At 65.1% G+C, this 13,203-nt stretch carries 8 protein-coding genes; 7 read left to right on the forward strand and 1 reads right to left on the reverse strand.

Translation table 11 applies throughout. From position 1 onward, the window contains the following. Positions 1–63 precede the first annotated feature (63 nt). The 7 genes from VKT51_04510 to VKT51_04540 all read left to right on the forward strand — a co-directional run bounded on the left by VKT51_04510 (position 64) and on the right by VKT51_04540 (position 12,739). Positions 64–2,685: a valine--tRNA ligase gene (locus VKT51_04510; GenBank protein ID HLJ83414.1), complete on the forward strand. Its 2,622-nt coding sequence runs from the start codon at positions 64–66 to the stop codon at positions 2,683–2,685. 96 nt (positions 2,686–2,781) lie between these two features. Then, entirely contained in the window at positions 2,782–3,336 is a 555-nt protein-coding gene (gene pyrR, locus VKT51_04515; GenBank protein ID HLJ83415.1) for a bifunctional pyr operon transcriptional regulator/uracil phosphoribosyltransferase PyrR, read from the forward strand. After that, the gene (locus VKT51_04520; GenBank protein HLJ83416.1) at positions 3,333–4,247 is read left to right on the forward strand and encodes an aspartate carbamoyltransferase catalytic subunit; all 915 of its coding nucleotides are present in this window, start codon (positions 3,333–3,335) and stop codon (positions 4,245–4,247) included. Before pyrR ends, VKT51_04520 begins: the two co-directional genes overlap by 4 nt. Beyond that, positions 4,244–5,521: a dihydroorotase gene (locus VKT51_04525; protein HLJ83417.1), complete on the forward strand. Its 1,278-nt coding sequence runs from the start codon at positions 4,244–4,246 to the stop codon at positions 5,519–5,521. Before VKT51_04520 ends, VKT51_04525 begins: the two co-directional genes overlap by 4 nt. Beyond that, positions 5,518–6,606 carry a glutamine-hydrolyzing carbamoyl-phosphate synthase small subunit gene (carA, locus tag VKT51_04530; protein ID HLJ83418.1) on the forward strand — a complete coding sequence of 363 codons (1,089 nt, stop codon included), beginning with the start codon at positions 5,518–5,520 and terminating at the stop codon, positions 6,604–6,606. Before VKT51_04525 ends, carA begins: the two co-directional genes overlap by 4 nt. A gap of 4 nt (positions 6,607–6,610) precedes the next feature. Further along, positions 6,611–9,829, forward strand: coding sequence for a carbamoyl-phosphate synthase large subunit (gene carB / locus VKT51_04535; protein HLJ83419.1), 3,219 nt, complete (start codon positions 6,611–6,613; stop codon positions 9,827–9,829). Between the two features lie 72 nt (positions 9,830–9,901). Beyond that, complete coding sequence (locus VKT51_04540) at positions 9,902–12,739, forward strand: GAF domain-containing protein (GenBank protein ID HLJ83420.1); 2,838 nt, start codon at positions 9,902–9,904, stop codon at positions 12,737–12,739. Here VKT51_04540 and VKT51_04545 read toward each other — a convergent pair. Further along, entirely contained in the window at positions 12,668–13,198 is a 531-nt protein-coding gene (locus VKT51_04545; protein ID HLJ83421.1) for a hypothetical protein, read from the reverse strand. The genes VKT51_04540 and VKT51_04545 overlap by 72 nt on opposite strands. Positions 13,199–13,203: the final 5 nt, after the last annotated feature.

Here is a 13,203-nt window from a genome sequence, read left to right on the forward strand (position 1 = left end):
CCGTCGGACGCGGCTGAGTTTGAACGGGCAGGGTGCGCGCCTGAACGCCCGAACGAATCGAGCGTGACGCGCACTTCAGAACCCATGCTCGAAAAGTACGATCCGCAGGCTATCGAGTCCGCGTGGTACCGACGCTGGGAAGAAGCGGGACTTTTCCACGTCGAGCCCGACACGAGCAAGCCGCCGTTCGTCATCGCCATGCCGCCGCCCAACGTCACCGGCCGAGCTCACATGGGCCACGGCTCGACGTACACCCCGATGGATATCCTGACGCGCTATCACACGATGCGCGGTTACAATGCCGTCTGGCTCCCGGGTCAAGACCATGCCGCGATCGCGACCCAGAACGTGCTCGAGCGCGAACTTGCGAAGCAAGGCATGACGCGCTTCGATCTCGGGCGCGAACGCTTCGTGGAGTATTTTTGGCGCTGGCGGGTCGAGTACGGCAACATCCTCTACCAACAGTTCCGCGCGCTGGGCTTCGGACCAGACTGGCAGCGCGATCGCTTCACGCTCGACGAAGGGTTGAGCCGCGCCGTCGTCCGGGTCTTCATCTCGCTGTACGAAGAGGGTTTGATCTACCGCGGAACGCGTCTGGTCAACTGGTGTCCGCGTTGCGGCTCGACGCTGTCAGACTCCGAAGTCGAGCATGAGGATCGGCCCGGAACGCTATACCGCGTGCGCTATGCCGGCGCCGACGGCGGCGACGGAATCGTGATCGCGACGACGCGGCCGGAAACCATCTTCGCCGACGTCGCGGTGGCGGTCCATCCGGACGACGACCGCTACAAGCACCTGATCGGCACAACCGTCACCCGGCCGCTCTCACCGGGTCCGATACCCGTGATCGCTGATCCGGCGGTCGAGCCCGGGTTTGGCACCGGCGCGCTCAAGATAACGCCGGCGCACGACCAGACCGACTACGAGATCGGCGAGCGGCATCGGTTAGGCTCGCCGTCTGTCATCGGCACGGACGGTAGACTTGCAGGTCCGGTCGAGCCGGAATTCGCCGGCATGGACCGCTTCGAAGCGCGCGAGCTCGCGGTCGAGCGTCTGCGCGAACGCGGCGTGCTGGTCGGGCTCGATCCGCACGAGACAAGCGTCGGTCTCTGTTACCGCTGCGACACACCGATCGAGCCGCTTCTTTCGCTGCAATGGTTCCTGCGCATGCAGTCGCTCGCCGCTGCCGCGCTTGAGGCGTCGCGCTCGGGCCGCGTCCGCTTTCCGCAGGAGCGATTCGGCCGGAGCTACATCGAATGGCTCGAGAAGATCCGTGACTGGAACATCTCGCGTCAGCTCTGGATAGGGCACCGCTTGCCTGTCTGGTACTGCTCGGAAGACCACGCCAACGTGGGCGAAACCGCGCCGCCGAAGTGCACGACGTGCGGCCGGCTCGAACTTCGACAGGACGATGACACGCTCGACACGTGGTTCTCAAGCGCGCTCTGGCCGTTCTCCATCCTGGGATGGCCGGACAAGACTAAAGAGTTGGCGGCATGGTACCCGACGCAAGTCCTCTTGACCGCGCGCGAGATCCTGTTCCTTTGGGTCGCGCGCATGGTGATGATGGGACTGCATTTTCTCGGGCGCGAGCCGTTCGCCACGGTGTTCGTGACGCCGCTGATCATGGACGAGCAGGGACGCAAGATGAGCAAGTCGCTGGGCAACTCGCTCGATCCCATGGATCTCGTGCGCGACTTCGGCGCCGATGCCACGCGCTTCGGCATCGTCTCGCACATGCATTCGGCTCAAGACGTCCGCTTTTCCGTCGCCAAATGCGACGATGCACGCCGTTTCTGCAATAAGCTCTGGCAGGCGGTCCGATTCGCACTGCAGCGGTTCCCCGAACTGGGGGCGGACCAGCCGGTCCTCGCGTTGCCGGCGAAAGAGGCGCTGACGCTGGCCGATCGCGCCGTGCTCGACGGCCTTGCGAACGTCACCGCCCGCGTCACCGAAGCGCTTGAGATCTTCGATTTTTCACAGGCCGCGGAGTCGCTCTACGCGTTTGTTTGGAACACCGTCTGCGATGTCTACATCGAAATCGCCAAAGACAAGGCAGAATCACGCGCCGCCGTGCTCGGGCACGTGCTGCGGACGTCGCTTCAGCTGCTCCATCCTTTGATGCCGTTCGTCACCGAGGAGCTCTGGCAGAGACTCAGCCACGACCGTGAATTCATCGGCCGCAGCGCGTGGCCCGACGACGCAAACGCTTGGCGCGACGCCGATGCGTCGGCCGCGATGATGCGCGTGCTCGGGTTCGTGGAGACCGTGCTCGCGCTTCGCGCGATTCCGAAGATGCCCTATCGCGAATTGAGCGACATCCATGTGACCGAGGCGGAGCCTTCACTGGCCGCCCTCTTGCAGGAGCAGCACGGCGTGCTCGAACGGCTCGCTCGTATCGGGCGGCTGCGTTTCGACTCGCCGCCGCGATCGGCGCTCACCCGGCGATATGGCGGCGCAAATGTCTTCTTGCCGGTTGATAATGCGTTCGTCGAACGCGAACGCGTTGCCTTAGCGAAGGAGATCGAGAAATCGGAGACTGAGATCGCCGCGATAGAACGCAAGCTCGCTTCGTCCGGCTTCGTCGCAAAGGCACCGCCTGACGTCGTCGACAAAGAGCGCACGCGGCTCGACGCGCTGCGAAGCGCGCGGACGAATGCCGCCGAGCGTCTCGCGGCTCTTTGATTCCGCGGGGATCGGGCAGGCGGCGCCTGCGCGGGAAGCGAATGAAAAAGTTCGACGACTCTGACATTTCATGACGGAAAGGGCCACAAACCGACCGTGGAAACGCGAACAGAAGCGGCGATGCGCGAGAAGCTCGTCGTTCTCGCGGCTCCTGCCGTTCAGCGCACGGTCGAGCGGCTCACGCATCAGATCCTAGAGCCCAACGGAGCGAGCGACCGGCTCGTGCTCGTCGGCATCCGGCGCGGCGGGGAGAATCTCACGCGACGGATCGTGGCCGAGATCAAAAAGCGGACGGGCATCACCGTCGCAGCCGGTTTTCTCAATATCAACCTCTATCGAGATGATGCCGCGCGCCCCGATCTCCCGGACAGCGACATACATGCCGACGTCAATGGCCGGGAGGTCGTCCTCGTCGACGACGTTCTCTTCACCGGGCGTACCGTGCGCGCTGCGCTCGACGCCCTGATCGACAGAGGGCGGCCCGATGCGATCCGGCTATGCGTCATGGCCGACCGCGGGATCCGCGACCTGCCGATCCAAGCCGACTACATCGGCCGCTTCGTTCCCACGTCGCGCGCCGAGCGAATCGTCGTGCACCTGAGGCCCGAACCCGACGAATCCGACCGCATCGTCATCTGCGAGCGCGCATGACCCGTAGCCGACACCTCCTCGATCTCGACGGTGCCGACCGTTCGACGATCGAGCGGTTCGTCGCGCGCGCGGCGGAATTCAAACGCGGCGTGCCAAGCGCTGCCCGTCTCCTTCACGGACGCATCGTGATCGGGATGTTCTTCGAAGCGAGCACGCGTACGGCGCTCTCTTTTGCGGCAGCCGCTTTTCGCCTCGGCGCGCACTGGCTCGATTTCAACACGGGAGCATCGTCGCTCGGCAAAGGCGAGTCGTTGGAAGATACCATGCGGACGGTGCGGGCGATCGGCGCGGATGCGATCGTCGTCCGGCATAGCGAGAGCGGTTTTCCGCACTCACTCGCACCCCATTTCGGCGGCTCGATCATCAACGCGGGCGATGGCTGTCACGCGCACCCGACGCAGGGTTTGCTCGATGCCCTGACGCTGCAGCAAGAATTCGGAACGCTGGACGGACGGCGGCTGACGATAAGCGGTGACATCAAGCACAGTCGAGTCGCACGGTCGTCAGGGCGCGCTGCTTCGCTGCTCGGGGCACAAGTGACGCTGTGCGGCCCGCCATCCTCATTGCCGCCGGACCGCCCGGCGTGGGGCTTCGCGGCGGCTGCGAGCGACCTCGACGCAGAGTTGCCGCATAGCGACGCGATCATGCTGCTGCGCGTGCAAAAAGAACGCATCGACGCTGCCGGTTCCGCACCATCATCGGATCTCTCCGGCGGCTTCGGCCTAGACGCCAAGCGCTATGCGCTGCTGCCGGCACACGCGATCATCATGCACCCCGGGCCCGTGAATCGCGGGGTCGAAATCGCTGCGTCGCTCGTGACCGATGCGCGAAGCCGCATCGAACGACAAGTGGAGAACGGCACGTTCATGCGGATGGCCGTGCTCGAAGCTTGCATCGGCGGCCAGTCGTGAAGCGCTCTGCCAACCGCGATTTCGTGGGAGCACGCGTCGTGGATCCGACACTCGACCTTGATGCCGTGCGGACGATCGTGGTGCGCAACGGGGTCATCGCCGCATTGCTCGACGACGCGCCGGCAGCAGCGGATCCCGAAGTCGAGCGGGTGGATTGTGCGGGTATGATCCTCTGCCCGGGCTTTATCGATCCCCACGTGCACTTGCGCGAGCCCGGCGATGCACACAAAGAGACGCTGGCGTCCGGCTTGTCGGCCGCGGCCGCCGGCGGATTCACTGCGGTCGCGGCCATGCCGAACACGCGGCCCGCGATCGATGACGCTGCTGCAGTGCGGCGCGTCGCGCGCGACGCGGCGGCCGCCGGCCGAGTGCGGACATACGTCATCGGCGCGGTCACGCGCGGCCGCAACGGAACGTCGATCGCAGAACTGCGTTCGATGGCGGATGCGGGCGCCGTCGCTTTCTCGGACGACGGTTCGAGCACGGCGTCGCTGAAAGCGCTGTACAATGCCGCCCTCTCGATCGCCGATCTGTCGCAGCCTTTTCTCTCCCACTGCGAAGACAGCTCGTTCAGCGACAGCCTCATGCACGAGGGCGCCATTTCGGATCTGCTCGGCGTGGCCGGATCGCCGTCGATCGCGGAGACGGCAATCGCCGCGCGCGACGCTCTCGTCGCGCGAGCCACGGGGAAAGCCTGGCACTTGTGCCACGTGAGCGCGGCGCAGACCATCGACGTCGTCCGCTGGGCGCGCGACCAAGGCGCGCGTCTCACTGCGGAAGTGACGCCGCATCATCTGCTCTGCACCGACGATTCGCTGCTCGGCTACGACGCACGTATGCGCGTCAACCCGCCGCTGCGCACGGCAGCCGACACGGCAGCGCTGCGCCGCGCCGTCGCCGACGGCATCATCACGATCTTCGCGTCGGACCATGCACCGCACGCGGCCGCAGAGAAGGAGCCGCCGCTCAGCCATGCCTGCGCCGGCTTCAGCGGGCTCGAAACGGCCGTCGGCGCAACGTTTCACGCATTGCCCGACGTCGCGCTCGCGACCATGGTAGCGAATTTTTCGACCAACGTCGCGGCGTTGCTCGGCGTGCCCGGGGGCACGCTCAAGGTGGGCGCTCCGGCTGACATCACCGGTCTCTATCTTGACAGGCCGTGGACGGTCGAACCGGAGCGCTTCAAGTCGCTCGGTCGGATCACGCCGTTCGCGGGGAAGAGATTCACCGTTCGGCCCGCGCTCGCAGTGGTCGGCGGGGAGATCGTAGCGTGAGCCGGCCGGCGATGCTGATTTTGGAAGACGGCGCGCGCTTCGACGGCACCGGTATCGGTCCCGACGGCTTGGCTGAGGGCGAAGCGGTGTTTTTCACCGGCATGACCGGCTACGAAGAAGCACTCACCGATCCGTCGTACAACGGCCAGCTGCTCGTGTTCTGCTATCCGCTCATCGGCAACTACGGCATCGATCCGTCCGTGCGCCAGCATCATCGCATCGTGGCGTCAGGTGCGATCTGCAAGCGCATCACGCGACATCCCAGTCACTGGCGCAGTTCCAGCTCGCTGCCGGACTGGCTTGAAGAATCAAATGTGCGCGCGATCGAAGGCATCGATACGCGCGCGCTCGTGACGCGGCTTCGAGAAGAAGGCACGATGCGCGCGATACTCGCCGTCGGGGAACACGCGATCGCGGCGGCGCCGGCGGCGCTCGACCGCTACCGCGCCAAAGCGCTTGGCACGCCCGAACTCGTGCGCGCGGTGTCGCCCCCGCAGACCGCGGGGCGCGGTGCGGGTCCGTTGCGGGTCGCGCTCTTGAACTGCGGATCCAAAGAGAACATCGCGGCCCTCACGGCAGCCGAAGGCGTCGAGGTGTTCGACATGCCGTTCACCGCGTCACTCGCGGACGTGCTCGCGCTTCGGCCCGACGGATTGCTCGTCAGCAACGGGCCGGGCGATCCAACCGAATTGACCGGCGTCGTCACAACGCTGCGCGCGGCGATCGAGCGTCGTGATCTGCCGACGTTCGGCATCTGCCTCGGTCATCAGCTCATCGCCCTTGCGCTCGGTGCGCGCACCTACAAGATGAAGTACGGTCACCGCGGCGCCAATCAGCCGGTGCAAGACGTGCGCAGCGGTGAGGTCATGATCACTGCGCAGAACCACGGCTATGCGGTTGACGCAAGCACGCTGCCGCCCGACGTCGAAGAGACGATGGTCAATCTCAACGACGGATCGAACGAAGGCCTCCGGCACCGCACGCTTCCCGTGGAATCGGTGCAGTTCCATCCCGAAGCATCGCCTGGACCGCTCGACGCGCGAGCCTTTTTCCGGCGATTCGTCGACGTCATGCGCCGTGGCTGACACGATGGAGCGCCCCGCAGACTTCCCCGCCTGCGTACTCGTCATCGGATCCGGTCCGATCGTGATCGGACAGGCCGCGGAGTTCGACTATGCAGGCGTACAAGCGTGCCGAGCCCTGCGCGAGGAAGGCTGTCGCGTCGTGCTCGTCAATTCGAATCCGGCGACGATCATGACCGATCCGGAAACCGCTGACGCGGTCTACCTCGAGCCGTTGACGCCCGCGTACGTCGAAGCGATCATCGCGCGCGAGCGCCCGGACGCGATGCTCGCGACGCTCGGCGGTCAGACCGGGTTGAATCTTGCGATCGCGCTTGCCGAGCGTGGCGTGCTGGAACGCCACGGCGTGCGGCTGCTGGGCACACCGCTCCGAACCATCCGTCTGGCCGAAGACCGGCACCTCTTCAAACAAGCGATGCAGTCGATCGGGGAGCCGGTTCCCGCATCGGTCGTCGTGACGCGCGTGGAACAGGGCGTCCGGTTTGCCGACGAAGTCGGATATCCGCTGATCATTCGGCCGGCGTTCACGCTCGGCGGCACCGGCGGAGGCATCGCGTACGATCGCGAGCAGCTCGTCGCGCTGCTCGCGTCGGGCATGAACGCGAGCATCATCCACCAAGTGCTGCTTGAGACGTCGCTGCTGGGCTGGAAAGAAGTCGAATACGAAGTGCTGCGCGACGGCGCCGATAACTGCGTCATCGTCTGCAACATGGAAAATCTGGACCCGGTCGGCGTCCATACGGGTGACTCGATCGTGATCGCGCCGTCGCAGACGCTCAGCGATCGCGATTATCATCGCCTGCGCACGGCCGCGATCAACATCATCCGTCATCTCGAAGTCGAAGGCGGCTGCAATATCCAGTTCGCGCTGGATCCGGCGTCGGACGCGTACCAGATCATCGAAGTCAACCCGCGCGTATCCCGGTCCTCGGCGCTTGCAAGCAAAGCGACCGGCTACCCGATCGCAAAGATCGCTGCGAAGATCGCGCTCGGCAAGCGTCTCTCGGATATCGCCAATCCGGTGACGGGCGTGACGAAGGCCGCATTCGAACCGACGCTTGACTACTGCGTGGTCAAGATACCGCGTTGGCCGTTCGACAAATTCCCCCTCGGCGATGCGCGGCTCTCCAGCCAGATGAAATCCACCGGCGAGGTGATGGCCATCGGCCGCACGCTCTCCCAAGCGCTGCTCAAGGCGGTGCGCGGAGCGGACACAGGGCGCGATGCGCTTACCGGCTGGACGTTCTCGCGCTGGAGCGACGACGAGCTCGACGATGTCCTGAGGGCGCCGACCCACGAGCGGCTCTTCGTCGTCGCGGAAGCGCTGCGGCGCGGGCGCAGCGTCGAAAACGTCGCGCGGCTCAGCACCATCGATCCGTTCTGGCTGTGGGAGATCGCGGAAATCGTCGAGATGGAAGAGCGCCTCCGCGCGCACGCTTCGGACGACGCGATCGTGGCCGCGAAGACGAAAGGCTTCGCGGAGACGACGATCGCGAGATTGTCGGGAACGCCGCGCGAGACGGTGCGAGAACTGTGCGCCGACCGCGCCGCCGACGTGTTCAAGATGGTGGATACGGCCGGTGCCGAGTTTCCCGCGCGCTCGCCGTACTATTACGCGAGCGTCGGTGAAGAAGACGAGCTGCGGATGCCGAGCGGACGGACAGTGGTCGTCGTCGGCAGCGGTCCGATCCGCATCGGGCAGGGCATCGAATTCGACTATTCGTGCGTTCACGCAGCCCAGGCGCTGCACGATGCGGGCGTCGCATCCGTCATGGTCAACAACAATCCGGAAACCGTCAGCACCGATTTTGACGTCTCCGATATCCTCGTCTTCGAACCGCCGTGCGTCGACGAGGTGGAGCGTGCGGTCCGCGCAACAAATGCAGAAGGCGTGCTGCTCGGCTTCGGCGGCCAGACACCGATCAATCTTGCCCGCGAGCTTGCCGCCCGCGGTGTCCGTTCGCTCGGCTCCGATCAACGCGTGCTCGACAAGGCAGAGGATCGCAAGAAATTCGATACCGTTCTCCAACGGCTTGGCGTTTCACGGCCGGCAGGCAGGACGGCGCTCTCGTTCCGGAAAGCGCGCGAGATCGCTCGCGAACTGGGTTTCCCGGTCATCGTGCGGCCGTCGTACGTCCTGGGCGGACGCGCGATGGAGATCGTGTACAACGAGGCGCAGCTCGCGTCGTATGCAGCAAGCGCGCCGCCGATCTTGCCGCATGCGCCGCTGCTCGTGGACAAATATCTTGCGGGTACTGAAGTCGAGACCGACGCCGTCTACGACGGCACATCGATCATCATTCCCGGGATCTTCGAACACGTCGAGCGCGCCGGCATCCATTCGGGCGATTCGATGGCGGTGTATCCTACGCAGAGCATCGGAGCGGGGATGGAGTCGCGCATCGCCGCGGTCACCGAGGCGCTCTGTGCCGAGCTCGGCATACGCGGTCTGATCAACGTCCAGTACATCATCCGCGACGGCGAGCTCTTCGTCATCGAAGCCAATCCGCGCGCGAGCCGGACGGTGCCGATCATCGCGAAGCTCACCGGCGTGCCGCTCGTGGCGGCAGCTGCGCGTGTCGCACTGGGAGAGCGTCTTGCCGACATGGGTCTGCCTCTCGGGCTGCTCCCGCGTCCGGATTTCGTCGCCGTGAAAGTCCCGGTGTTCTCGTTCGCCAAGCTGCGCCAAGTCGAGACGATGCTCGGGCCGGAGATGAAATCGACCGGCGAGGTGCTCGGCATCGACGACTCGTTCGCCGGTGCGTTGCTGCGCGGGCTCATCGGAGCGGGGATCCCGCCTCCGCCGCCGGGCGGCCGGATCTTGCTCTCGGTCTCCGACGCCGAGAAACATGCGGCTGCGTCCATCGCCGAAGCGTTCATCGAACTCGGCTACGAGATGTTCGCCACGCCGGGGACTTGGCAGCTGCTCTTCAATCGCAGCATACCTGCGACGCGGGTGAACAAGATCCCGGAGGGCTCGCCGCACGTCGTCGACCTCATCATGGCGAACGGGGTGGATCTCGTCATCAACGACGCCGCAGCGTCGTCGACGGCGCAGAGCGATGGATATCGGATCCGTCGAGCGGCCGTCGAGGTCGGCATCGCCTGCCTCACCTCGCTCGACACGGTGCGCGCACTGCTGCTCGCGCTCGAAGCGCGCAGCGATTCAAGCCCGTCGGTCCGGCCGCTCAACGATTTCGTCCGGCCATTGGCGTACGTGCGCTGAAACGCCATAGCCGCGAGACGGGGCTGACGACCTACAGTGACCGCTAAAACGACTTCTGCGATAGGGCGACGCATGCGCGCATATGTGTACGCCTGCGTCACGACGGCGATCGTTCTGCTCTTTGCGCTAGCCGAGTGGCTTTCAGAGCGGTTCGTCTCAGAGCACTCGAGGGCTGCGAGCCTCGCGCTTGAGATCGCTATCGTCGTCGCGGCCACGCTCCTCTTCCGCCCCCTGCATCAGCGCGTAGAGGCCGCGGTCGAAGCCGCATTCTATCGAAAGAAGCGGCTCGCGCTCGACGCCGTCTCAAAATTTCGGCGTGAGCTGACTTCGTTCAGCGACACCCAGCAGCTGCTGCGACGAGTCGTCGAAGCCATCGACCATTATTTGGAGGCGGACGCGTGCGCGGTGTATGTTCGGCGAGATGTCTTCCGCGCGGAGGCGTCGTCGTTCGAGAGACCGGCCGACGATGTCGCATTCGATGACCCGCTCGCGGTCCGAATGCGCTCCACCGGTGCACCAGCTCGGCCTGCATTGCTGAAATCGGCGGCCCGAGGCAGCCTCGCCTTCCCGATGACCGCGGCCGGCGATGCGGTCGGCTTTCTGCTTGTGGATTTCAAGCAGCATGACGACGACCCTGAGGCGATCCAGATGCTGAGCGGGCTTGCGCAAGACCTCGGCGTTGCGCTCACCGCACTCGATCCTTCGCTTCGCGCTCGCAAGCCGACCGTCCCCAATAACATTCCGGCCGATCTTGCCCCGCTGATAGGCCGCGCGCGCGAAGCGGCCGAGATCAAGGCCGCGGTGGCGCATGCAGGATTGGTGACGCTGACCGGCGCCGGGGGTGTGGGAAAAACGCATATCGCACTCCACTGCGCGGCGACGTCGATCGCGGAGCACGAGTACGGCGCCTGGTTTGTCACCCTTGCGCCGATCACTGACGGCAGCCTGGTCGCAGCCACGATCCTCGCTGCGCTGAGCGGAGCGGGCGCTGAAGGCGGCGGCGATCTCGCACAGTTGATCGGATTCCTGCGATCGCGCGACGCGCTCATCGTAGTGGACAACTGCGAACACGTCCTGGCTGCCGCGGCGGCGGTGATTGCTCAAATATGCGCTCACTGCCCGCACATCTCGATCGTGGCGACGAGCAGGGAGCTCTTGCATCTTCCGGGCGAGCAGGTCTACCGTCTTCCACCGCTTCGCGTCGATGCGGCGGCAGAGCTTTTCGCACGCCGCGCAAGCGCGGTCGCGGATGGTTTCGACGCCGAGACGGACGCGGCTATCGTGCGCGGCATCTGCGAACGATTGGATTGTGTTCCGTTGGCGATCGAACTGGCTGCCGCGCGCGTGCGAGCATTGAGCGTCCATGAGATCGCAGCGCGCCTGAACGAGCGCTTCAAACTGGTCGCGGACGCGCGGAGAACGGAATCGCCGCGGCGTCAAACGCTCGAGGGCACGATCCAATGGAGCTACGATCTGCTCGCGCCGGACGAGAAGGCGCTCTTGCGGTGCCTCGGTGTGTTTCGCGGTACGTTTTCGCTCGAAGCGGCTTCCACCGTCTACGGGCGTGACGGAGCAGCGAACGAGTATCGCGTGCTCGATCTGTTGACGTCGCTGGCGGACAAGTCACTGTTGACGGTGAGGTTGGCGCTTTCGACGCGCTACGGTCTGTTGGAGATGATCCGGGAATTCGCGGAGAACAGAGCAGCCGACGCGTCCGAAACGGCCGCGGCGGCGGCGCGCCACGCGATGTATTTCGCCGCAGTCGCTGCCGACGCGTATCGCGCGTTCGACACGCGGCCGCCCCCCGGTTGGCTCGAGAGTCTCACGCCCGACATCGATAATTTCCGAGCCGCGCTCGCGTGGACGCTCGACGGCCCAGGCGACCGGCACCTCGGGTCGCAGCTGGCCGCCGATTGCGGAGCGATATTCCTGCGCCTCGGACTATTAGGTGAGGGTTTGCACTGGTGTGAGCGCGCGCTCGATGTCACGGACATATCCCAAGCAACCGCCGGCCGGGTCGAATACATCGCATCGATGATGCACAACAATTCCCTCGCGCATGGGCGCGCGCTCGAAGCCGCGCAGCGTGCGGTGTCGCGTTACCGCGAATCGAGCGATGAGCGCGGCCTCATCCGGGCACTGTCGCAGACGGCCTATCAATTTGCAAGAGCTGCGCGATTCGACGAGGCGGCCGAACCGGCGGCCGAAGCCGTTCGACGTGCGCGCGAAGGCGGCGACGCGCATCTCCTCGTGGCGGTTCTCCGACGCTGCGCGGCGTCGCTGCCGCCCGAACAGATAGCCCGAGCTCGGCCGCTTTTCGACGAGGCGCTGAGCAACGCTCGGGAGACCAAACGCCCAGACGAGATCTGCCACGTTCTCCAATGGTGGGCGTCAAGTGAAGGGGCGGCGGGCTGTTACGACCGGGCCATGGAGCTGCTGAACGAGGCTTTGCCGTACGCCGACACGGACGTCCAAAAGTACATCGAAAGCGATCTCGCCTGTTGCGCGCTCGCGGCAGATGCGATAGAAATCGCCGAGCCGCATGCGCGGCGGGCATTGACGTTGGCTCTCGAATCGCAACACGCGGTCCTCATCGCACTCAGCATCGCACATTGCGCGCCGGGGCTTGCTGACAGACGCGAGGGCGCCGTGCTGTGGGGTTACGCGAACGCCCGTCTTGGCGAGCTGCAGTTCGAGCGCGACCGAGTGGAGACGATCGCGCTCCGAAATGCATCGCGAACAATCGAAGCCACGCTCGGAGCTTCCGTCATGGCCCTTTTGATTGAAGAAGGCTCGAAGTTGAGCCAGACGGATGCTCTGGCGCTCCTGCCCGCGCTTTCAGCAGTGAGGGTTGTTGAACGGTCTCATCAGATCCCCGGTGACGTCGGTGTCATGACACTGCTGGGTTAGTTTGAACGTCCCCGAGTCGCCGGCACATCCCGTGACCGCGACATAAGAACCGCTGAGGACGTTGGACGTCGGGTCGTACATCCCGGAGGTTCTAAAGGTGCACACCTGACCTGTGTTCGCCGGCGGAAAATCGATCACCATGGCGCCGCTCGTGGAATTCTGCGGCGTGATCGTCATGGACATATCGGCGATGATTGTCTGACCGGATTCCTTATCTCTGACCGCGCCGCCCGCATTCGTACCATGCTGCGCGAGCGTCGCCTTTGCGGACCCACTCCCGCCCTGCGCGTCGTGCATCGTTCCAATGTAATCGCCCGAGATGTTAGAGACTTGTTGCGACCATGCCGACGCCGCCTTGCGTGAATCCGCGCCGGCCGCTCCCGTCTGAAGCGGGGCGACCGATGCGTTGCAAGCGGTGAGCAGCAGACATCCCACCGTCGCGGCCGCGGCTGTCCTCATACGAA

This window comes from Candidatus Eremiobacteraceae bacterium, assembly GCA_035295225.1.
Taxonomy (GTDB): Bacteria; Vulcanimicrobiota; Vulcanimicrobiia; order Eremiobacterales; family Eremiobacteraceae; genus JABCYQ01.